The sequence below is a fragment of the Providencia sp. PROV061 genome (assembly GCF_011045655.1).
Taxonomy (GTDB): domain Bacteria; phylum Pseudomonadota; class Gammaproteobacteria; order Enterobacterales; family Enterobacteriaceae; genus Providencia; species Providencia hangzhouensis.
Genome location: NZ_CP042861.1, coordinates 3,510,585 through 3,532,594, shown reverse-complemented (window position 1 = coordinate 3,532,594; position 22,010 = coordinate 3,510,585). Strand labels below are relative to the sequence as shown.

General features: G+C 42.0%; 19 protein-coding genes. 8 read left to right on the top strand and 11 right to left on the bottom strand.

Annotated elements, in window-relative coordinates; translation table 11 throughout:
- Window positions 1-11: 11 nt before the first annotated feature.
- From leuS to FVA72_RS16260, 5 genes are all read right to left on the bottom strand, one after another.
- Complete coding sequence (leuS, locus tag FVA72_RS16280) at window positions 12-2,594, bottom strand: leucine--tRNA ligase (protein ID WP_110591311.1); 2,583 nt, start codon at window positions 2,592-2,594, stop codon at window positions 12-14.
- A gap of 313 nt (window positions 2,595-2,907) precedes the next feature.
- On the bottom strand, window positions 2,908-3,633 hold the full coding sequence (locus FVA72_RS16275) for an amino acid ABC transporter ATP-binding protein (RefSeq protein WP_004257041.1): 726 nt from the start codon (window positions 3,631-3,633) through the stop codon (window positions 2,908-2,910).
- Window positions 3,630-4,307 carry a glutamate/aspartate ABC transporter permease GltK gene (gene gltK, locus FVA72_RS16270; RefSeq protein ID WP_036958176.1) on the bottom strand — a complete coding sequence of 226 codons (678 nt, stop codon included), beginning with the start codon at window positions 4,305-4,307 and terminating at the stop codon, window positions 3,630-3,632. The genes FVA72_RS16275 and gltK overlap by 4 nt, the downstream gene beginning before the upstream one ends.
- A gap of 4 nt (window positions 4,308-4,311) precedes the next feature.
- The gene (locus FVA72_RS16265) at window positions 4,312-5,052 is read right to left on the bottom strand and encodes an amino acid ABC transporter permease (RefSeq protein ID WP_004257036.1); all 741 of its coding nucleotides are present in this window, start codon (window positions 5,050-5,052) and stop codon (window positions 4,312-4,314) included.
- Window positions 5,053-5,167: 115 nt separating this feature from the next.
- Window positions 5,168-6,061, bottom strand: coding sequence for an amino acid ABC transporter substrate-binding protein (locus FVA72_RS16260; RefSeq protein WP_110591312.1), 894 nt, complete (start codon window positions 6,059-6,061; stop codon window positions 5,168-5,170).
- A 580-nt stretch (window positions 6,062-6,641) separates the two neighbouring features.
- Here FVA72_RS16260 and FVA72_RS16255 point away from each other — a divergent pair.
- The 5 genes from FVA72_RS16255 to FVA72_RS16235 all read left to right on the top strand — a co-directional run bounded on the left by FVA72_RS16255 (window position 6,642) and on the right by FVA72_RS16235 (window position 11,511).
- Window positions 6,642-7,052 carry a metal resistance protein gene (locus FVA72_RS16255; RefSeq protein WP_096864958.1) on the top strand — a complete coding sequence of 137 codons (411 nt, stop codon included), beginning with the start codon at window positions 6,642-6,644 and terminating at the stop codon, window positions 7,050-7,052.
- Window positions 7,053-7,100: 48 nt separating this feature from the next.
- Window positions 7,101-9,173, top strand: a complete 2,073-nt coding sequence (locus tag FVA72_RS16250) for a protein-disulfide reductase DsbD family protein (RefSeq protein WP_110591313.1) — start codon at window positions 7,101-7,103, stop codon at window positions 9,171-9,173.
- Complete coding sequence (locus tag FVA72_RS16245; protein ID WP_110591314.1) at window positions 9,170-9,901, top strand: DsbA family protein; 732 nt, start codon at window positions 9,170-9,172, stop codon at window positions 9,899-9,901. Before FVA72_RS16250 ends, FVA72_RS16245 begins: the two co-directional genes overlap by 4 nt.
- A 471-nt stretch (window positions 9,902-10,372) precedes the next feature.
- On the top strand, window positions 10,373-10,873 hold the full coding sequence (locus FVA72_RS16240) for a redoxin domain-containing protein (protein ID WP_110591315.1): 501 nt from the start codon (window positions 10,373-10,375) through the stop codon (window positions 10,871-10,873).
- Window positions 10,874-10,983: 110 nt separating this feature from the next.
- Window positions 10,984-11,511, top strand: coding sequence for a protein K (locus FVA72_RS16235; protein WP_096864955.1), 528 nt, complete (start codon window positions 10,984-10,986; stop codon window positions 11,509-11,511).
- A 48-nt stretch (window positions 11,512-11,559) separates the two neighbouring features.
- On the opposite strand, the gene FVA72_RS16230 is transcribed toward FVA72_RS16235, so the two are convergent.
- Window positions 11,560-12,273: an NUDIX hydrolase gene (locus FVA72_RS16230; RefSeq protein ID WP_004257005.1), complete on the bottom strand. Its 714-nt coding sequence runs from the start codon at window positions 12,271-12,273 to the stop codon at window positions 11,560-11,562.
- Between the two features lie 151 nt (window positions 12,274-12,424).
- Between FVA72_RS16230 and FVA72_RS16225 the strand changes: the two genes are divergently transcribed.
- A complete protein-coding gene (locus tag FVA72_RS16225; RefSeq protein ID WP_004257001.1) occupies window positions 12,425-13,444 on the top strand; it encodes an SPFH domain-containing protein in 1,020 nt (339 codons plus the stop codon).
- Window positions 13,444-14,367 carry a sugar kinase gene (locus FVA72_RS16220; RefSeq protein WP_110591316.1) on the top strand — a complete coding sequence of 308 codons (924 nt, stop codon included), beginning with the start codon at window positions 13,444-13,446 and terminating at the stop codon, window positions 14,365-14,367. Before FVA72_RS16225 ends, FVA72_RS16220 begins: the two co-directional genes overlap by 1 nt.
- Before the next feature lie 46 nt (window positions 14,368-14,413).
- Here the strand turns inward: FVA72_RS16220 and lnt are convergent, their stop codons facing one another.
- From lnt to miaB, 5 genes are all read right to left on the bottom strand, one after another.
- A complete protein-coding gene (gene lnt, locus FVA72_RS16215) occupies window positions 14,414-15,943 on the bottom strand; it encodes an apolipoprotein N-acyltransferase (protein ID WP_004256995.1) in 1,530 nt (509 codons plus the stop codon).
- On the bottom strand, window positions 15,943-16,827 hold the full coding sequence (gene corC, locus FVA72_RS16210; RefSeq protein ID WP_036958175.1) for a CNNM family magnesium/cobalt transport protein CorC: 885 nt from the start codon (window positions 16,825-16,827) through the stop codon (window positions 15,943-15,945). Before corC ends, lnt begins: the two co-directional genes overlap by 1 nt.
- 490 nt (window positions 16,828-17,317) lie before the next feature.
- Window positions 17,318-17,785 (bottom strand): rRNA maturation RNase YbeY, encoded by a 468-nt coding sequence (ybeY, locus tag FVA72_RS16205; protein ID WP_110591317.1) that lies wholly within the window; start codon window positions 17,783-17,785, stop codon window positions 17,318-17,320.
- Window positions 17,786-18,844 (bottom strand): PhoH family protein, encoded by a 1,059-nt coding sequence (locus FVA72_RS16200; RefSeq protein WP_110592563.1) that lies wholly within the window; start codon window positions 18,842-18,844, stop codon window positions 17,786-17,788.
- 39 nt (window positions 18,845-18,883) lie between these two features.
- Window positions 18,884-20,314, bottom strand: a complete 1,431-nt coding sequence (gene miaB / locus FVA72_RS16195; protein ID WP_096864953.1) for a tRNA (N6-isopentenyl adenosine(37)-C2)-methylthiotransferase MiaB — start codon at window positions 20,312-20,314, stop codon at window positions 18,884-18,886.
- A gap of 479 nt (window positions 20,315-20,793) precedes the next feature.
- Between miaB and ubiF the strand changes: the two genes are divergently transcribed.
- Window positions 20,794-21,981, top strand: coding sequence for a 3-demethoxyubiquinol 3-hydroxylase (gene ubiF, locus FVA72_RS16190; RefSeq protein WP_110591318.1), 1,188 nt, complete (start codon window positions 20,794-20,796; stop codon window positions 21,979-21,981).
- Window positions 21,982-22,010 lie beyond the last annotated feature (29 nt).

Here is a 22,010-nt window from a genome sequence, read left to right as displayed (position 1 = left end):
ACAACCTAATATTAACCTACAACAAGGTTTAGCAATTTGCCTGGGACATAGATTACTTTGCGGATGCCAACACCTTCAAGGTATTTCGCTACGCTCGGTTCATTTTTTGCCATATCTAGGACAAATTCTTGGTTTGCATCAGCCGGAACGGTGATACGACCACGAACCTTACCATTAACTTGAACGACAACCAGTTTGGTATCGTCAATCATGGCTTTTTCATCAGCAACAGGCCATTGTGCGAAATCGATGTCTGTTTGGTGACCGAGCGCTTTCCACATTTCAAAGCAAGCGTGTGGAATGATTGGTGATAACATCAGCGTGATAGCCTCAAGAGACTCTTGAACTAATGCACGGTCTTGTTCCGTTTCTTGTGGTGCTCGAACTAATTTGTTCATGAATTCCATGATAGCAGCAATAGCAGTGTTGAATGCATAACGACGGCTGAAATCATCAGAGACTTTCGCGATTGTTTTGTGCAGATCACGACGTAAGTCTTTTTGTTCAGGTGTTAATGTGCTGATATCTAAAGGTGAAGTTGCACCTTTTTGTGAGTGCTCGTGTACTAAACGCCAAACGCGACGAACGAAGCGATTAGCACCTTCAACGCTGGATTCTTGCCACTCAAGGGTTAACTCTGGTGGTGCAGCAAACATCATAAATAGGCGAACGGTATCCGCACCGTATTTTTCGACCATTAATTGTGGGTCAATACCGTTGTTTTTCGACTTAGACATTTTGCTCATACCAGTATACACCAGTTCATGGCCTTCATTATCTACGGCTTTAATAATACGGTTTTTGTCGTCACGTTCAACAATGGCGTCTGCTGGGGAAACCCAAACACGCTGACCATCGCTGCCCGTATAATAGAATGCATCAGCAAGCACCATGCCTTGGCACAGTAAGCGTTTTGCTGGTTCATCTGAGTTGACTAACCCTGCATCACGCATCAACTTGTGGAAGAAGCGGAAATACATTAAGTGCATGATGGCATGTTCGATACCACCAATATATTGGTCAACCGGTAACCAGTAGTTTGCTGCCTCGGGGTCTAACATGCCGTCGTCATATTGCGGGCAGGTATAACGTGCATAGTACCAAGAAGATTCCATAAAGGTATCGAAGGTATCGGTTTCACGTAATGCAGGTTGACCGTTAATGGTCATTTTTGCCCACTCAGGGTCAGCTTTAATTGGGCTGGTAATGCCGTTCATCACGACATCTTCTGGCAAAATGACAGGTAACTGGTCTTCAGGAACAGGAACGACAGTACCATCTTCCAATGTTGCCATTGGGATTGGTGCCCCCCAGTAACGTTGACGTGAAACACCCCAGTCACGTAAGCGGTAGTTTACTTTACGTTGACCTGCACCTAGTGCGACAAGTTTATCTGAAATGGCATTGAAGCCAGCTTGGTGGTCTAATCCACTGAATTCACCTGAGTTAATCAGTGCATTTTTTTCGGTCATCGCTTCTTGGGATAAATCAGGCTCATTGCCATCAGCATCGGCAATAACTGCTTTGATGGGTAAGTTATATTTGTGAGCGAATTCCCAGTCACGTTGGTCATGGGCAGGAACGGCCATAACAGCACCAGTACCGTATTCCATTAAGACAAAGTTAGCGACCCAAATTGGCAGCTTTTCTTGGGTTAATGGATGAATAACGAATAAACCGGTTGCCATACCTTTTTTATCCATGGTTGCCATATCTGCTTCCGCAGTTTTGGTATTACGGCACTCATCAATAAATTGGGCTAATTTAGGGTTATTTGTCGCGGCTTCTTTAGCCAGAGGGTGACCTGCTGCAACAGCCACATAAGTTGCCCCCATAAAAGTATCAGGGCGAGTGGTATAGACTGTTAAGGTTTCATCACGGTCTGCAACATTGAACGTGATCTCAGTCCCTTCGGAACGACCGATCCAGTTGCGCTGCATGGTTTTGACTTGCTCTGGCCAGTCATCTAATTTGTCAAGGTCGTTGAGCAGCTCTTCTGCGTAGTCGGTAATTTTAATAAACCACTGTGGGATTTCTTTGCGCTCAACAGGGGTGTCACAACGCCAGCAGCAGCCATCAACCACTTGTTCATTCGCCAAAACAGTTAAGTCATGTGGGCACCAGTTAACCGCAGAGGTTTTTTTGTACACTAAACCTTTTTCATACAATTTAGTGAAGAACCATTGTTCCCAACGGTAATATTCAGGGGTACAAGTCGTGACTTCGCGATCCCAATCGTAACCGAAACCGAGCATTTTCAGCTGGTTTTTCATGTAATCGATATTGGCATAAGTCCAAGGCGCAGGAGCAGTATTATTTTTAACCGCAGCACCTTCAGCAGGCAGACCAAACGCATCCCAACCAATTGGTTGGAGAACGTTTTTCCCCAACAAACGTTGGTAACGAGAGATAACGTCACCCATGGTGTAGTTACGTACGTGGCCCATGTGTAGTCGACCAGAAGGGTAAGGTAGCATGGACAGGCAGTAGTATTTTTCTTTGCTGTTGTCTTCAGTCACTTTGAAAGTTGCTTTTTCATCCCAGTGACGCTGTACTTTAGGCTCTATATCTTCTGGACGATATTGTTCTTGCATGGCACCGATAATCCTATGGTGAATAAATGCTACATCTGTAGCGTGAATGTCTTTCTTAATTGAGATCGCATAGCATAGCGGATCTACACCGAAAACAACAATAGTTGATTAGCTGAACCTACGAGGGAGGCTGGATATTGCTTTTCGGGGAACGGATCAGGATATTTTACGCTGATAACCAAACAACTTAACTAAAAAGTTTGTTAAATGGTAGTGGTTTATTGATCTATTTCGAATTCAGGTTGTTGCTGTTGATTTATTTGCTAATAGCGCAGTGATAAGACGAGGGAGCTAATGAGCTCCCTCTTGAATATTAATGGAGGATTTTTGCGAGAAAATCTTTTGCACGGTCGGATTGTGGGTTAGCAAAAAAATCTTCTTTTTTACTGTCTTCAACTATCTTGCCTTCATCCATAAAAATAACACGATTAGCCACTTTTTTGGCGAATCCCATTTCATGGGTAACCACCATCATGGTCATGCCTTCATTGGCTAATTCAACCATAACATCAAGCACTTCGTTGATCATTTCTGGGTCTAACGCTGAAGTAGGTTCATCAAATAGCATAGCGATAGGATCCATACACAGTGCTCGAGCGATAGCGACACGCTGTTGTTGCCCACCTGAAAGCTGAGCTGGAAATTTATTGGCATGGCTGGATAAACCTACGCGTTCCAATAATTTCAAACCTTTTGCTTCCGCTTCTTTTTTATCGCGGTTTAATACCTTAACTTGCGCTAATGTCAAATTTTCAATAATCGACAAATGAGGAAATAGCTCGAAGTGTTGGAATACCATCCCAACTTTAGAGCGAAGTTTTGCAAGGTCAGTTTTTTTGTTATTAACTTGAATATCATTCACAAAAATCTCACCCTGTTGAATCGGCTCTAAACCATTCACTGTTTTTATTAATGTGGATTTACCAGAACCAGATGGCCCGCACACAACCACAACCTCACCTTTTTTAACTTCAGTTGTGCAGTCTGTAAGCACCTGAAATTGGCCATACCATTTGGATACATTTTTCAGGGTTATCATGAAACAGTCCTTTTCTTAAGATAATTCACTAACATAGAAGCGCCAAAACTGACAATAAAGTACACCAGACCCGCAAACAGTACCATCTCTACTTGTGTCCCATCACGCTCACCAATATTGGTGGCGGTACGGAAAAAGTCTGTCAAACTGAGCACATACACGAGGGATGAGTCTTGGAACAGCACAATCCCTTGAGTTAACAACAACGGCACCATGGCTTTAAAGGCTTGCGGTAACACCACGAGCCGCATAGTTTGCATATTTGTCATTCCCAAAGCTAACGCCGCAGAGGCTTGTCCTCGTGAAATACTTTGAATACCAGCACGAATAATCTCAGAGTAATAGGCCGCTTCAAAAAGAGAGAAGGCTATCATTGCAGAAATTAAACGAATATCATTTTTTGGTGATAAGCCTAGAACATTTTGTAATAAGCTAGGCACAATTAAGTAGAACCACAGCAAAACCATGACTAGTGGAATGGAGCGAAATGTATTCACATACAAGGCAGCAAACCAGCTAATGGGTTTGAATGTGGATAACCGCATCACAGCAAGGACAGTACCCCACAAAATCCCCACCACTATCGCGGTCAGTGTAATTTTCGCGGTGACAATAAAGCCATCGATTAAAAAGGGCATACTCGGAGCAATTGAGCTCCAGTCAAATTCATACATCATTTTACCGCCCTCCAAGAGTGCCAGGTAAGCGAACTTTGCGCTCTAATAACGTCATCAGAATCATGATAATGACGTTAATACCGACATAAGCTAACGTAATTGCGGTAAAGGATTCCCATGCGTGAGCAGAATAGTCCAATAGCTTTCCTGCTTGTGCTGCCATATCGACTAAGCCAATGGTTGACGCAATGGCTGAGTTTTTAACCAAGTTCAACATTTCTGACGTCATTGGTGGCAAAATAACCCGATAGGCATTGGGTAATAGAACGTAGCGATAGGTTTGTGGCAAAGTCAGCCCCATTGCGAGTGCGGCACTTTTTTGCCCTCTAGGTAGTGACTGAATGGCTGCGCGCACTTGCTCAGTCATCCGCGCTGCGGTGAATAACCCAAGGCAAAGCATTGAGGAAATAAAGAATTGATAGTTAGGATCTAAATCCATTTTAAACCAATCCCCGATTGAACGCGGGAGAAGTTCTGGAATAACTAAATACCAAGTAAAAAATTGTACAATAAGCGGCACGTTACGGAATAATTCTACGTATGCGGTACCTAAAAAAGCTAAAAAACGGTTAGGTACTGTACGTAAAATACCGAAGAATGAACCGACTAGAAATGCAATAATCCAAGCGCAAATAGAAAGTGTTACGGTGACTTCGAGGCCAGATATTAACCACCCTAAGTAGGTGGTATTCCCAAATGGGGCTTCCTGAAGGAAAATCCCCCAATTCCAGTTAATAGACATGATATTGACTTCCTGTGGGCAATGTAATTCCCGAATACTGTCGTAAGAGAGGATGCAAGGCGGGGAACGACCGCCTTGCAATTCTTACTTCAGTAATACCCTGTTTGTCTTTTTATTAGTTTAATGCTTTGTCATTTGGTTCTTTAAATAAGGCTTTCATTTCATCGGACAAAGTAAATTTCAGGTTCAGATTTTTTGGTGGAATAGGCTGATTGAACCAGCGGTCAAAGGATTTCTCTGCGACCCCCGAGGTCTGTGCTTTCGCAATGGTTTCGTCGATAAGCGCTTTAAATTGAGGGTCATCTTTACGCAACATACAGCCATAAGCTTCTTCAGTTTGCGGTTTGCCAACGATTTCCCAGATATCCGGTTTTTTCGCTTTTGCTCGCTCACCCGCTAACAATGCATCATCCATCATAAAGGCGACAGCACGGCCTGACTCCAAGGTACGGAATGAGTCACCATGGTCTTTCGCGCTGATAATGCGCATTTTCATATTTTTTTCATCATTTAACTGATTCAACAGAATTTCAGAAGTCGTACCTGAGGTCACGACAACATTTTTACCGGCTAAGTCAGCAAAGTCTTTTACACCGGAATCACCTTTGGTGAGTAAGCGTGTCCCGACCACAAAGATAGTGTTAGAGAAAGCCGCTTGTTTTTGTCTTTCTACGTTATTGGTTGTTGAACCACATTCAAAATCAAATGTGCCATTTTGCAGGAGTGGAATACGGTTTTGTGATGTAATGGGAATGAGTTTGACTTGCAGATCAGGCATGTTTAATTTTTTCTTCACTGCATCAACAATGGCATTTGAATAATCCTGCGAGTAACCAACCACTTTCTGGCTATTATCATAGTAAGAGAACGGTACGGATGATTCACGATGACCAACAACTATTACACCGTTGTCTTTGATTTTTTTCAGAGTGCCGTTTAATTCTTCTGCTTGGACTGCGCAGGTTGCACCTAAAATCATCATCGATAATACAAGTTTACTTATACGCATAATTACAACTCCTTTAGAACATCGGTGTAAACCCGTTGTAATTTTAAGGGGTCATCACGAGATAACGCCTGAATTACTGTGGTTTTGTAGTGTTGTGTTTGCAAATGTTTCGCAGATTTAGACAATACCGCGATTATCCGCTATATGTTTTATTGTTGTTAAAAAGTAATTAAATTTGTTAATTAATGAAAACAAATTGTTTCAATTTCGGGAGCTGTCTCGCATATTATTTGGGTAATTTTTGAATTACCGCACTAACATGGTGATTTGCCACTTAATATTGTCCTAAACTGATAGTCACGCACTGTTAAGGTGCAATCTATCTTCGTTTCATGTCATATATTGGATAAAGCAATTTACGTGCCTAGTTTTGATGGAACTGCATTTTTGTTCATTGGGAAGAGAATAATATTTGTAAAGTTAGCTGATGACACTTGTACGGAATATTTTGCTGTGTAAGATGTAACCTCTATTTAACTTATAGACGGTGTAACGGTATTAATCAAAGACTGGTTTTTATCGTTATGGTTATCAAAGTCGCATAATTAGTATTATTTCAGGAAGTTATACCAAGGTGCGCATGAACAGGCATTTAAAATTAGGTAAAGGATTAGTGATATTCGCCTGTCTGATGGTATTGATTTGTATGAATCAACGTGCCGTCGGAGAGCGTCTGCTCGCCAATTTTTTTGTGCCAGATGTCTTAGCTCAAGTGCAAATTAATACTGGAGCTAACCTTTCCTATATCGAACAATCACAAGTAAAACAAGGTGATGGCAGTAGTACACATCTTTCTAGTTGTGAACTGAGCGCCAAGTCATTAATGACTTTGTTACCTGCTGTGCTTGAACCATTCTTCTTTATGTTCCTTACTTTGGCTGCGCTAACTTTATTTTGTACTAATCTATTTATATCTAGAGCAAATAATGAAGAGAAGCATGCCCCTCCAAGAGTCAGAAGACACTTACAATTTTGTAATCTTCGGAATTAACACACAACGAATAGGGATTCGGTTGTGTAATTTATTCTGGAGGAAACAATGCGTTTTTTAATTAATTCATTTTTTATATTTTTTGCACTATTTTCGAGCAGTTTATACGCTGCAGATACGGGGTGGTTGCAACCTGCGAATACGGGGTGGATGAATGACAACACTCCACGGCATGCGCAGGTCAGGTTATTAAGTTCAGCACAGGAAAATGGCAAAATTGAGGTTTTGCTTGATGTGAAACTTGATGAGGGATGGAAAACCTATTGGCGCTCGCCAGGCGAAGGCGGAGTAGCGCCTGAAATCGTATGGTCGTCACCTGTTGAATCAACGGATTGGCAATGGCCAACACCAGGGCGCTTTGATGTCGCGGGTGTTTCAACTCAAGGTTATATGGGCGATGTGGTTTTCCCCATAACAGTAACAAGTAATGAGAAGTTGGACAAACTGGCAGGAACGTTAACATTATCAACATGTAGTAATGTTTGTATTTTAACCGATTACCCATTTGAGCTCGATTTAACAGAACTTGTTCCTGCTGACTTTACTTGGGCGTTTAACCAAGCCAAAGGTGCGGTTCCACCATCAAGTGGTTTAGTTGAGCAAACCAAAGTTGGTTTTGCTAATGATAAGCTAATCATTGAATTACAAAAAAACACAGGGAACTCGTGGGAACAACCGAACATCTTCACTGATGTGGTTGAAGGGGCGGCGTTAGGCGTACCTGTAATAGAAACATCAGGAGAACATTTAACAGCAACAATAGATGTTGGTGATGATTGGGGGGGCGAGTCTCCTGATTTAACCGGAAAAACCATTTCTTTTGTGGTTTCTGATGGTGACATTTCCCAGCAAATTAGCCATCAAGTTAGCACATTTACTGGCACAATAGCGTCAAAAGTGAGCGGTGCTTCTTTATGGCAAGTAGTGTTATTTGCACTTTTAGGTGGCTTGATCCTTAATCTAATGCCATGCGTTCTTCCTGTGCTCGCCATGAAACTGGGCTCAGTCTTAATGGTTCCGCAAGGTGAGCAGAAAACCATTCGTCGCCAATTTTTACTGTCTTCTTCAGGGATTTTGGTTTCCTTCTGGTTACTCGCCTTACTGATGACCTTACTGCGGGTCGGTCAGCAAGCCGTTGGCTGGGGCATTCAGTTCCAAAACCCGTGGTTTATCGGCTTTATGGTGGTGGTAACGGCGTTATTTACTGCAAATTTATTTGGTTTATTCGAAATAAACCTAGGTAGTAAGGCCAATACACGCTTGGCGACCGCAGGTGGTCATGGCAATAGTGGCCATTTTTGGCAAGGAGTATTTGCGACATTACTGGCAACGCCTTGCTCTGCACCATTTTTGGGCACAGCTGTGGCCTTTGCACTGGCTGCACCAATGGAAGAGTTGTGGTTGATCTTCACGGCATTAGGTGTCGGAATGAGTTTGCCTTGGCTATTAATTGCCGCTTTTCCTGCTATTGCGAGGTTGTTACCAAAACCGGGTATGTGGATGCTCAAATTGCGTGCAATACTTGGAGTCATGATGCTAGTTTCCAGCTTATGGCTAATTAGCTTATTAATTCCGCATTTTGGTGTCTCTACTTCGACCGCGATTGCTGTCATTTTCTTAGTGTTATTAGTGGTCTTTATCGCGATAAAACGTGGTGTAAGGGCGGCTATCTTGCCATTTATATTATTTGCCGTTTTTGCTGGTGGATTTGTTTGGATGACGCAAGAACAGCACTCTGGTAGCCGTTCTCTCGTTAAAGATACGGTGAATTGGCAACCGCTAACTGAACAGGCAATTGCTGATGCGCTAGCGGATAATAAACGCGTATTTATTGATGTTACCGCGGAATGGTGCGTAACCTGTAAGGCAAATAAATACAATGTATTGCTAAGAGATGATATTCAACAGCTGCTTAGTGAACCTGATGTTGTTGCTTTACGTGGTGATTGGACGAAGCCTTCACCTGAAATTACGGCATTTTTACAAAAACGTGGGCAGGTCGCTGTTCCATTTAATCAAATCTATGGCCCTAACTTGGCCGAAGGCGAAGTACTTTCAACGATACTTGATCGTGAATCGCTAATATCCGTTATGAATCAGGCCAAAGGAGCCACAAAATGAAAAAAACAATTTTAGCTGTTTTATTTTCGTCACTAATGATTGGATCAGTAGCACAGGCGGCACCTTTGAGTGCAGACCAAGAAGCACAAGTGCGTAAATTAGTGCGTGATACTTTGGTTGAAAACCCAGAAATTCTCGAAGAAGCTATCGTTGCCCTGCAAGCCAAACAAGGGGAAAAACAACAAGCCCAAATGAAAGAAACGTTAAAAGCGGAGCACGATGCTTTATTCAATGACCCAACCAGCCCGCGTATCGGTAAAAAAGATGCCAAGTTAGTTTTGGTTAACTTTACTGATTTTAACTGCCCATTCTGTAAGCGTTTCGACCCACAACTGATGGATCTTGTGAAAAAATACCCTGATGATGTGGCTGTGGTAATTAAATACTTACCATTTAAAGGCCAGACTTCAATGGATTCAGCTCAGTTAACCATGACACTGTGGCAAGAAGACCCGAAAGCATTTGAAGCTTTACACCATAAATTTATGCAAAAACAGGGCATGCTATCAGATGCAAATATCAAAGATGCTCTCAAAGCCACTGGCAACGATAAGCTAAAAGCGAGTGATAAGAGCCGCGATGGTATTCGTACCAATATGATATTGGCAGAAAAATTGGGTGTGAATGGAACGCCAGCAACATTGGTGGGTGATGAAATGATCCCAGGTGCTATTGATGCACAGCAGTTTGAGGCGGTAGTGAAGGAGCAGCTCGCTAAGCTCAAATAATCCTCGTCATACTTCGCGCTGTGGCGTTGTTGGCTTCGCTTACTAACCCTAGTCACATACTTATGTATGCTCCTAGGGCTTAGTTTCACTCGCCGCCTAGCCTCAACACGAATTATTTAGAGGATAGATTGTGCCTCGTCATACTTCGCGCTGCAGCGTTGTTGGCTGCTCTCGACTACGTGGGTCACATACTTGTGTATGCACCCCACGATAGTCTCGTTTGCCGCCTAGCCACAACGCGAATTATTTAGAGGATAAAGATTAAATAATCCAAACTCTAGAATTAGAGGATAAAGATTAAACAATCCAAACTCTAAAATTAGAGGATAAAGATTAAACAATCCAAACTCTAAAATTAGAGGATAGGAAAAAAATATTTAATTAAATGCTAAAGCATTCATTTTAAGTGGATGTTTTGGTTTCTTACATCTTTGATTTGTACTATTTGATAACAAATAGGTAAGTAACTATATGAATAAAATAAAAAAGTGGTCTAAAGAAATTATTGTTTTGGCAATTATTTTATTTATTGCCTTTACGGTGATGGATTTATGGCGCAAACCACAAACCCTTGCGCCCGTATTATTGGAGCAGCACACTCTAGTGAATGGTGAGAGCGTTTCATTAGCTGAGTTAAGTAAAGAAAAACCGATTCTAGTGTATTTTTGGGCAACTTGGTGTGGGGTATGTAATTTGACTTCGCCAACGGTATCAGAGTTAAGCCAATCAGGTATGCCAATTATTTCGATCGCGATACGTTCAGGTGAAACATCTCGCTTAATCAAGGGAATGGAAAACAAGGAATTAACGTTTCCTGTGATTAACGATACCAGCGGTCAGCTTTCCAATGCGGTTGGGGTCAGCGCAACTCCCACATTTATGGTAATTGATAACGGTGAATTAGTTAGCTTTACATCGGGTTGGACTAGCTCTTATGGTCTAAAAATGCGTATGTGGTTGGCATCCTTTTAACTTTCCACCATCCCCTTTGACCTAAAAAAGGGGACTTTTCTGCCTATAAGTTTAATTTATCATTATGGTAAACTCATTCGGCTATATAAATAATAAAATAGGTGAATGGGATGGCTATGTTTAAAAAAGTGGTTGGATTATTTTTAGGCGCGGTATTAATCACGGGATGCTCCCCTGATGTGGAAGAAAAAACGACAACTAAAGAACCATCAGGAACAATAGAAAATTCAAAAATAGAACAGCGTTATGATGAAATAAAAGCTAATTCAACAGAAGATAAAATCAATGCGTTTAATGCAAAAGGAGATGATGACCCAACGATGTTACGGGGCATTTTTCTATCTGACATGGCGGAATCATTGCCTATGCTGATTGATGACGTAACACTATTGACGGAAGTGACTGCTAAAAATGGCATGTTATTTTACCAATACACTATCAAAGGGATCCCTGACAATATATTGGAAGGTGATAGCTGGCAGCAAAATATGCGTGAGATTTTAAATCGCAACTATTGCGGTAAAAATGCAGGTATGGATATTTTGCATGAAATGTTTCCCGAAGGCATTACGCATAATTATCATAAGTCTAACAAACTCATTTTTACCTATATTGTTACCCCTGCAATTTGCCAATAGCATTCATTGGAATGCCTGATAATATTTGTTTATCAGGCATATCAATGATTAAAATTCTAAATTACGAATAAAACGGTAGTCCGCTGATTGTGGTTTTAAACGATACAAATTAGCGGGTCGGCCACGCTCGTGGCGTTTTTCTCCGGTATCAATTAACAAATCAGCTTGTTCGAGTCGGCGCCTAAACGATTTATTTTGTAAAGGCTTACCAATCAAAACTTCATGGACATGTTGTAGCTCTGCTAAGGTAAAAACGTCAGGTAATGCAAAACCTGGAACTATCGAATAGAGTGATTTTTGCTTTAGGCGTTCTCTCGCTTGTTGATAAAGTTTGAGGTGGTCGAATGCAAGAGTCAGTTGTTCAATTTCATCAATAGAAACCCATTTTACAGAATCCACGGTATCAATATGGGCTTCGCAGGCTTGGTAAGCAATTAGAGCTGTATAGCAAACAGTGACAGACCAGCCGCGAGGGTCTCGTTGGTGGTTTCCTTCCGTACAAAGTTGCTCAACATAAGGAGGAATAACTCCTGTTTTTTCTTTTAGCTTGCGTAAAACAGTCTCTTCTAAGGTTTGATCATTTTGCTCGTCAATAAATCCTCCCGGTAAGCCCCATTTTCCTTTTTCAGGGAAACTTGCTCGCTCAACCAGTAATACCTTCAACGTATTTTCATGATAAGTAAATAAAACGGCATCGACAGTGAGTAAAGGCGATAAATAATCTTTTCTGTCATAACTAGCAAGAAACTCTTTTTCATTCATATTGTTACCACTCAACGCTAAAGATGAAGTTTAGGGTTAGATCATACAGGTAAAAATAGTTATTGTCATTAAGACATTTAACACTTGACTTATTTGTGTCTATAAGACAATAATTAATTAAGGTCATAAAGACAATAACGAGGAATCCACTATGATTAACTTTAAATATTTCAAAGCAGACTCATCAACTTTTGTTATTCAATCGGTGAATGGGAAAGTGCGTAAGCAAGGTAAGGGGCTCAGTTTTTGGTATAACTCCGATAAAACTTCCATTGCGGCGCTTCCATTAAATGCCCAAGAAGCCCCATTTATTTTTAATTTACAAACGTCTGATTTCCAAAGTTTACGTATTCAGGGGCAAATTTCTTTTCAGGTAAAGCAGCCGGAAAAAACCGCGGACGTCTTAAATTTTAATTTATCTAAGGATGGGAAAAGCTACTCTTCTGAAGATCCCCTTAAATTAAGTGACCGAGTTGTGCGAGCAGCTCAAACAGTGATTCAAGCCAAAATACAAACTACTTCATTGCGAGATGCATTACTAATTAGCCAATCATTAGTGATTTTGGTGAACCAGCAATTAGCAGAGCAGGCGGTTATTGAGTCACTGGGAATTGAAATTTTGGATGTTTCTATTTCCGCCATCGCACCATTACCTGAAACGCTCAAAGCGTTAGAAGCACAAGCGAGAGAATCCATACTGAAAGAGGCTGATGATGCCATTTATGCAAGACGTAAGTTTTCTGTAGAACAAGAACGAACAATTAAAGAAGCTGAATTAGAAACAGATTTATCTGTTCAGGCCAAAGAACAACAAATTGAAGAGGCTCGTCTTGATAATGAGCGAAAAATATTGCGAGAGCGAGCCGAAATAGAGCAAGAAGAGTTAATTGCACAAGTAAGTGCAGAGGCAAAACGCAATGAGCTGGTTGCGCTTAGTGTTGAAAACCAGCGTATACAGTCTGATGCAGATGCTTATTCCATTGAATCTAAAATGAAAGCTTACAGTCAATTACCCGTTGAAAACTTAAAAGCGTTAGCGTTGGCTAAAATGGGACCTGAGCAGTTGATGGCGATGGCATTCGAATCATTGGCACAAAATGCTGGAAAAATTGGTGAGCTCAATATATCGCCTGATTTATTTAGCCAGTTAATGAAAAAAGGAGGTAAATAATGCAAAGGAATAATGACGTGCGATTTGTATTAGTCATGCGTAAAACGCGTTTACAGGAATTGATTGAACGCTTTAACACCTGGCCTCAAGCCAAATTTTACTTGGAGCACAACCATGTTGAAGTGAGCGATTATTTAAATGAACATGATTTATATCTGCGCCAATTAGTGCAAGCCGAATCGGTATTGAAATCATTGGGTAGATTTCAATTATTGGAACGAAAATTATTACCGAGTTACCAATTTTCTAAACAGGATATTGTTGTTGTCATTGGCCAAGATGGTTTAGTGGCGAATACCTTGAAATACTTAAATGGACAGCCAGTTATTGCTATTAACCCTGACCCTGAAAGGTGGGATGGCCAACTACTTCCTTTTGAAATAGGCCAATTGCAGGAAGTCGTGATAAATACCTTAAAAGGAAAAATAGAGCAAAAAATAGTGACTTTTGCACAAGCTACAACCAATGATGGGCAATCACTATTAGCGGTAAACGATTTATTCATTGGCCCGAAAAGCCACACTTCGGCACGCTATTTATTGAACTGGAATGGGGAACAAGAGTTTCAATCATCTTCTGGAATAATTATATCCACAGGACTTGGGTCAACGGGGTGGTTTCAATCTATTTTAGCGGGAGCACAGGCCATTATGGGAGTAAGTACTCACCCGTTGGCAAAAGGATTTGGTTGGGGGGAAAGTAAATTACAATTTAGTGTTAGGGAGCCGTTTTTAAGTAAAACGACAGGAACCAAATGGGTATTTGGCACGATTGAGCCGAGTAGCCCGTTAGCTGTTGAGTCATTAATGCCAGATAACGGCGTTATTTTTTCTGATGGCATTGAAGATGATTTCTTACAATTTAATTCAGGCTGCATTGTGACGGTGAAGATTGCGGACACACAGGGGTTATTGGTTGCTTAGCTAATTCCCCACCTCATTTACAGGTACCGAGGTGGGGTCAACATCGTTACTTTTGACGTCTATTCATAGCAAAACCAAGAATACCAAACATAATGGCGATTCCCCACATTGGATGATTACTCCAACGTGCGTAAGGGGTTAGCCCTGTTGTCGGTGTGACTTCAGTGGCAAGAGTCGCTGTTTTAAATTGTGGTAGCATATCTTGTATTGAACCATCCGCACGGATCACCGCAGTTATCCCGTTATTAGTGGAACGTAATAATGGGCGTCCCAATTCTAACGAACGCATACGTGCCATTTGGAAATGCTGCCATGGGCCGATAGATTGGCCAAACCACGCATCATTTGAAACAGTAAGTAAGTAGTCGCTATCAGGTTTAAAATTATCTCTGACCTGTGTACCTAAGATAATTTCATAACAAATAGCGGCAGTGAGGTGAATATTCCCTACAGCGAGTTGGGCTTGTTGGTAATCACCACGGCTGAATCCAGACATCGGTAAGTTAAAAAACGGTGCAATAGGGCGCAGGATATCTTCTAATGGAACAAACTCCCCAAATGGCACTAAATGATGTTTGTTATAACGGTTTTTTGATGGGTAGAGATACGGGTTTTTATCCCCTAATACAATAATCGTATTAAAGAACTCATATTCCCCATCCATTGGCCTTGCATCAACGATCCCTGTGATTAATTGAGTGTTCGAAGCCGCTAACAGCCGGTCGAGGGATTTTAGCCATGCTTGGTTATCCAGTTCAACAGAAGGTACGGCAGATTCAGGCCAGATAATTAGCGATGCTTTACCAATATAAGGACGAGATAACTCCATATAGGTATCTTTGGTTTTCTGTAAAAAACTGGCTTCCCATTTCATTGATTGCGGGATATTACCTTGAACTAATGCCACCTGCATTTTGTTGTCTTCAAGCGGGGTAAACCACTGAATATTTTTGGCAACTAATGGGGCAAACAGTAAAACTACCGCTGTGGCTAATGCAATAAAGCTACGACGTAGGATAGCGAGCACTAACAAACCACTAATGCTAAATAATAGCAATGTGATCATTTCGACGCCGAATATTGGAGCGAGCGATTTCATGGGGCCATCAATTTGGCTGTAGCCAAATTGCAGCCATGGGAAACCAGTGAGAACCCAACCACGTAAAAACTCAGTGACTTGCCACAGGGCAGGAGCAAGAAATACTAAACGCCAAATATTGGCATGTGGGGCAAATTTAGCCATCAATGCCCCAAAAAGCCCTGTATAAAGGGAAAGGTATGCTGCCAAAAGAATGACAATAAAGACGTTAACAGGCCCTGGCATCCCCCCAAAATCCGCGATACTGACGTAAACCCAGTTAACGCCACTACCGAATAAGCCAAATCCCCAAGCGAAACCGATAGCAAAAGATTGCTTGGCTGTGCGCTGCAAGGTCAGTAATTGGAGAAAAAGGATAGAAAGAAGTGCGGCAGGCCAGATGTCAAAAGGCGAAAAAGCCAGCGTTCCACTGGCTCCGAAAATTAAAGCCAGCAGTAACCGCAACCGCTGACTTTGATAAATAGACGTTGAGTTCATTAAGTCTGTTCTTCTTCCAAAGTTGGAACTGGCGCGTCGTCTGGAATTTTCACGTGAAGCAGAAGGATCCGGCGACTATCTGCCATCGCAACTTTAAATTGATAGTTGTCAATTGTGATGGTTTCACCACGAGAAGGTAGATGACCGAAGGCTTGCATAACGAGGCCACCGACCGTATCAACCTCTTCGTCACTAAAATGAGTCCCAAAGGCTTCATTGAAATCTTCAATCTGCGTAAGGGCGCGCACAGAATAAGAATGGCGGCTAAGTTGACGAATATCAACATCGTCTTGGTCGTCGTATTCGTCTTCAATTTCGCCCACGATGAGCTCTAAAATATCTTCAATAGTCACTAGACCAGAAACACCACCAAACTCATCGATAACGATAGCCATATGGTAGCGTTGAGAGCGGAATTCTTTGAGTAGTCTGTCTACTCGCTTACTTTCAGGGACAACAACCGCTTGGCGTAATACCTTATCGATACTAAAAGGCTCAGCGTCAGTACGCATAAATGGCAGTAAATCTTTTGCCATTAATAACCCTTCGATATGGTCTTTATCTTCACTAATAACAGGGAAGCGTGAGTGAGCAGAGTCAATAATGACATCAAGGCACTCATCAAGCGTTTGGTTACGTTTTAAGGTAACAATTTGGGAACGCGGGATCATAATGTCGCGCACACGCTGATCCGCAATATCCATTACCCCTTCAAGCATTTCGCGGGTGTCAGGATCGATCAAATCGTTCTGTTCAGAGTCGCGGATTAATTCGACCAAATCATCACGATTTTTAGGTTCACCATGGAATAGGTGATTTAACAGTGCAAAGAACCCTTTCTTAGGACCAGGGTTATCGCTACTCGAAGAGTTATCGTCGCTCATGGCGGTTAATTTTTTTTTCCTCAAAAAATACTCGTCATACTTCGAACCGCAGCGTTGTTGGCTGCACTCGGCTACTCGAATCACATACTTATGTATGCTCATCGAGATATCCTCACTGGCCGCCTAGCTGCAATTCGAATTATTTAGAGTATTTACTCGTCGTATCTCGAACCGCAGCGTTGTTGGCTGCACTCGGCTACTCGAATCACATACTAATGTATGCTCATCGAGATATCCTCGCTGGCCGCCTAGCTGCAATTCGAATTATTTAGAGTATTCACTCGTCGTATCTCGAACCGCAGCGTTGTTGGCCGCACTTGGTACCAAAAGTAGCCCAAGTCAAAGTATTTGGAGCTTAGGTTAGTTAATAAAAACAGTTTACTACATTCTTTTTTAGCACAAAATTGACGGTTTATCTGCAAAATAACCGTCAATTTTTTGTAAAGTAATGCTTTCTTTGAGAAAGATATCTCAAAAAATTATAGTTAGGTCACTCTTTTTCTGCAAGATATGGGTCTTCATAGCCCAACTCAGCTAGAATTTCAGTTTCTAAACCTTCCATTTCTTCCGCTTCATCATCTTCAATATGATCATAGCCTAAAAGATGAAGGCAACCATGAACGACCATATGAGCCCAGTGCTCTTCTGCCGTTTTTTGTTGGTCAATAGCTTCTTGCTCAACGACTTGGCGGCAAATAATTAAATCACCAAGCAAAGGCAGTTCAATTTCTGGTGGAGCCTCAAAGGGGAATGACAACACGTTAGTCGGTTTGTCTTTGCCACGATAGGTTAAATTTAAGTGATGGCTTTCCTGCTCATCAACTACCCGAATAGTGACTTCACTTAGTGCTTGAAATTTCGGTAAAACAGCGGCTAGCCAACGCTGAAACTCGGCTTCCGAAGGCAAGCCATCAGGGTTTTCACACGCAATTTGTAAATCGAGAATAATGTCACTCATTTATAGATTTTCCTGCTTTTCAAATTGCTTTTGTTGTTCTTTTTCTTTTTCTTCACGTAACTGCTGGCGACGTTTATTGTCTTGTTCTTCCCAAGCCTCATAAGCCATGACAACTTTTGCAACGACTGGATGGCGAACTACGTCTTCACTGTGGAAGAAATTGAAGCTTAAATCATCGACTTCGGAAAGCACTTCAATGGCATGACGTAACCCTGATTTACTCCCGCGAGGTAAGTCAACCTGAGTAATATCACCCGTCACAACCGCTTTGGAATTAAAACCAATACGTGTTAAAAACATCTTCATCTGTTCGATGGTGGTGTTTTGGCTCTCATCTAAAATAATAAAAGCATCATTCAAGGTACGGCCACGCATATAGGCCAGCGGTGCGACTTCGATAACATTACGCTCAATCAGCTTTTCAACTTTTTCAAAGCCTAACATTTCGAATAGCGCATCATAAAGTGGGCGTAGATAAGGGTCGACTTTTTGGCTGAGATCCCCAGGTAAAAAACCAAGTTTCTCACCTGCTTCAACCGCAGGACGGGTTAGCAAAATACGGCGAACCTCTTGGCGCTCTAACGCATCTACCGCCGCGGCTACCGCTAAATAGGTTTTCCCAGTTCCTGCAGGGCCAATGCCAAATGTAATATCATGGTCTAAAATATTGGCGATATATTGCGCTTGATTTGGAGTACGTGGTTTGATCACACCACGTTTAGTCTTGATATTCACCGCTTTACCGTAGTCAGGAACGCTATCGGCAGATTGCTCTAAAACACGGCTATCCAGAATGGCTAAGTGAATATTTTCAGGGTCGATATCAGGGATAACACCGCGCACAGGCGCGGTATCGACATACAGTTGACGCAAAATTTTGCTCGCCGCTTGAACATTCAGCGGCTTACCCGATAACTTAAAACGGTTATCGCGGCGATTAATTTCGATAGCAAGGCGGCGTTCTAGCTGCTTGATATTATCGTCAAATGGCCCGCAGAGGCTCATTAAACGCTGGTTATCTGCGGGTTCTAGAAAGATTTCTTGTGTTGCGATTTGCAAATTTTTTGTCTCGGTCACTGAATATCCTATGGTTGTGGCTTAGGGTTGAAAGCTGCCAACACCTAGCTCATCTTCTTTACGAGTACGTGCAATAACAGACTCTGGTGATTCATGAACGCGAAGACCCATTTGATCTTCTGTACGAATGACTTTACCGCGCAATGAGTTGGTATAAACATCCACAATTTCGACATCCACAAATTTACCGATCATATCCGGTGTGCCTTCAAAGTTCACAACACGGTTATTTTCAGTACGTCCAGACAGCTCCATGACGTTTTTACGCGATGTTCCTTCAACTAAGATACGTTGAACGGTTCCCACCATTTGGCGGCTGAAGCTTAATGCCTGCTGATTAATACGCTGTTGCAGTAAGTATAGACGCTGTTTTTTCTCATCTTCGGTTACATCATCAGGTAAATCCGCAGCTGGGGTGCCTGGACGCGCAGAATAGACAAAGCTGTAGCTCATATCAAAGTTCACGTCTGCAATCAGTTTCATGGTTTTTTCGAAGTCTTCGGTTGTTTCACCAGGGAAGCCCACGATAAAGTCTGAACTGATTAGAATACCAGGGCGTGCTTCACGCAGTTTGCGAATAATGGCTTTATATTCAAGTGCGGTATGAGCGCGTTTCATCATTGTTAGAACGCGGTCTGAGCCACTTTGCACGGGTAGATGCAAGAAACTGACTAATTCAGGGGTATCGCGGTAAACTTCGATGATATCGTCAGTAAATTCAATTGGGTGGCTAGTGGTAAAGCGGACACGGTCGATGCCATCAATAGCCGCGACTAAACGCAGTAATTCTGCAAATGAGCAAATTTCACCATCAAAGGTTTCACCACGGTACGCATTCACGTTTTGACCCAGTAGGTTAACTTCACGTACACCTTGTGCGGCTAACTGTGCGATTTCAAAAAGAATATCATCACAAGGGCGGCTAACCTCTTCACCACGGGTATAAGGCACTACGCAGAAAGTGCAATACTTGTTACAGCCTTCCATAATGGAAACGAATGCGGTCGGGCCTTCAGCGCGAGGTTCTGGTAAGCGGTCAAATTTTTCAATTTCAGGGAAACTGATATCGATAACAGGGCTACGCGTACCTTGAACTTGATTAATCATTTCAGGCAAACGGTGCAAAGTTTGCGGGCCGAAAACGATGTCAACGCTTGGCGCACGTTGGCGAATAAAATCCCCTTCTTGCGAAGCAACACAGCCGCCTACACCAATGATGATGTCAGGGTTTTTATCTTTAAAAAACTTCCAACGACCAAGCTGATGGAAGACTTTTTCTTGTGCTTTTTCACGAATGGAACAGGTATTAAGCAGTAATAAGTCTGCTTCTTCTGCAACTTCAGTGAGTTGATAACCATGGGTATTTTCTAATAAAGAAACCATTTTGGATGAGTCATACTCATTCATTTGGCAACCCCAAGTTTTAATATATAGCTTTTTATTCGTCGACATGTCGTATATCCGGTGTTTTCGAAGCGGCTAGTGTAATGGACTCCGAAACGCGTTGTAAATCCAAAGTCCTACCCTTTATATTTTTGGGAACTCGCATGCATTTTGATTAAGGACATCATTGTATGATGGGATAAATGCAAAGATATTTAAAATAATATCACTACACGAAATCTAAGGGCAGGCAATTTGCCTATTGTTTTAAAATTAGCACGTATTGTATTCATTTGCGGCATCAGTGACCAGAGGATGTTGCAAAATTGTGGTTGTTTTTTGTGCAAATCAAAGTGTTTTCAGCAAAATATACTATTTGTAAGGTTATTAAGGTGGAGGAATGAATGACCTCTAAGACTTCAATGCCTATATTTCCTGTGAGAACCCTCATTTTTCGGTACAATACCTTTATCAACGTGGTCACTGTTATCAAACAATAACCTTTATTAAACAGTAACCTTTATTAAACAGTAAATAGTAGCGAACGTATGAATAAATTAATCGAATCTTATGATGTTGTCGTCGTTGGCGCGGGTATGACTGGCGCGGCAGCAGCATTGGGCTTTGCTCAAGAAGGCATGCGAGTTGCTTTGCTTGAAAAAGCACAACCTGTGGCCTTTGACCCACAAAGTGCCCCTGATGTTCGTATTTCTGCGATTAGCCGCGCTTCTGTTGAATTGTTGGAGCAATTAGGGGCTTGGCAACATGTTAAGGCAATGCGAAGTGCCCCATATCGCCAGTTAGAAACATGGGAAGAACCAGATAGCAATGTGATTTTTGATGCTAAAAGCCTTGGGCTACCTGAACTTGGGTTTATGGTAGAAAACAGAGTACTACAGCTTGCGTTATGGCAAGAATGTGAAAAATACAGCAATCTAGACCTTGTTTGCCCGGCGAAACTCATCAATTTATACCAACCTAAGCAGCAAAAAGAATGGATGTTAGCATTAGATGATGGCCATACTTTACAAGCTAAGCTTGTGGTCGGAGCCGATGGCGCTAATTCGCAAGTCCGTAAAATGGCAGGAATTGGTAGCCGCGGCTGGCAGTATCGCCAGTCATGTATGTTGATTAGCATTCAAACACAGCAACCTCAGCAAGATAAAACATGGCAGCAGTTTTTCCCATCAGGGCCAAGGGCATTTTTACCTCTGTATGATAATTGGGCCTCATTAGTCTGGTATGACAGTCCCGCAAAGATTAGGCGTCTACAAGGTATGTCAATGGAACAATTGACGGGAGCAATATCCGAAGCCTTTCCTGAACGTTTAGGGCCTGTTATCGCAATTGCGTCAGGGGCATTTCCACTGACTCGTCATCATGCAAGCCGCTATGTGATGGATGGGTTAGCATTGATTGGCGATGCAGCCCATACTATCAACCCATTAGCGGGGCAGGGTGTGAATTTAGGCTACCGAGATGTTGATGCTCTGTTGAAAGAAGTGATTTACGCGCGTGAATATATACAACCTTGGAATTCTCTTGGTGTATTGAAACGTTACCAACGACGTCGTTTGCCTGATAATTTAATTATGCAAGCTGGGATGGATGTTTTTTACATGGCATTTAGTGAAAACTTACCAGGATTAAAAATATTTAGGAATCTTGGGTTGATGGCGGCACAGCGTGCTGGAGAAGCGAAAAAGCTGGCGTTGAAGTATGCGTTAGGTTTATAGAAATTATCTTGAATATAATAAATAGGCCG

Coding starts and splice junctions, on each gene's coding strand:
- leuS (WP_110591311.1), bottom strand. CDS start 2,594: ATGCAAGAACAATATCGTCCAGAAGATATAGAGCCTAAAGTACAGCGT.
- FVA72_RS16275 (WP_004257041.1), bottom strand. CDS start 3,633: ATGATAACCCTGAAAAATGTATCCAAATGGTATGGCCAATTTCAGGTG.
- gltK (WP_036958176.1), bottom strand. CDS start 4,307: ATGTATGAATTTGACTGGAGCTCAATTGCTCCGAGTATGCCCTTTTTA.
- FVA72_RS16265 (WP_004257036.1), bottom strand. CDS start 5,052: ATGTCTATTAACTGGAATTGGGGGATTTTCCTTCAGGAAGCCCCATTT.
- FVA72_RS16260 (WP_110591312.1), bottom strand. CDS start 6,061: ATGCGTATAAGTAAACTTGTATTATCGATGATGATTTTAGGTGCAACC.
- FVA72_RS16255 (WP_096864958.1), top strand. CDS start 6,642: ATGAACAGGCATTTAAAATTAGGTAAAGGATTAGTGATATTCGCCTGT.
- FVA72_RS16250 (WP_110591313.1), top strand. CDS start 7,101: ATGCGTTTTTTAATTAATTCATTTTTTATATTTTTTGCACTATTTTCG.
- FVA72_RS16245 (WP_110591314.1), top strand. CDS start 9,170: ATGAAAAAAACAATTTTAGCTGTTTTATTTTCGTCACTAATGATTGGA.
- FVA72_RS16240 (WP_110591315.1), top strand. CDS start 10,373: ATGAATAAAATAAAAAAGTGGTCTAAAGAAATTATTGTTTTGGCAATT.
- FVA72_RS16235 (WP_096864955.1), top strand. CDS start 10,984: ATGGCTATGTTTAAAAAAGTGGTTGGATTATTTTTAGGCGCGGTATTA.
- FVA72_RS16230 (WP_004257005.1), bottom strand. CDS start 12,273: ATGAATGAAAAAGAGTTTCTTGCTAGTTATGACAGAAAAGATTATTTA.
- FVA72_RS16225 (WP_004257001.1), top strand. CDS start 12,425: ATGATTAACTTTAAATATTTCAAAGCAGACTCATCAACTTTTGTTATT.
- FVA72_RS16220 (WP_110591316.1), top strand. CDS start 13,444: ATGCAAAGGAATAATGACGTGCGATTTGTATTAGTCATGCGTAAAACG.
- lnt (WP_004256995.1), bottom strand. CDS start 15,943: ATGAACTCAACGTCTATTTATCAAAGTCAGCGGTTGCGGTTACTGCTG.
- corC (WP_036958175.1), bottom strand. CDS start 16,827: ATGAGCGACGATAACTCTTCGAGTAGCGATAACCCTGGTCCTAAGAAA.
- ybeY (WP_110591317.1), bottom strand. CDS start 17,785: ATGAGTGACATTATTCTCGATTTACAAATTGCGTGTGAAAACCCTGAT.
- miaB (WP_096864953.1), bottom strand. CDS start 20,314: ATGTCGACGAATAAAAAGCTATATATTAAAACTTGGGGTTGCCAAATG.
- ubiF (WP_110591318.1), top strand. CDS start 20,794: ATGAATAAATTAATCGAATCTTATGATGTTGTCGTCGTTGGCGCGGGT.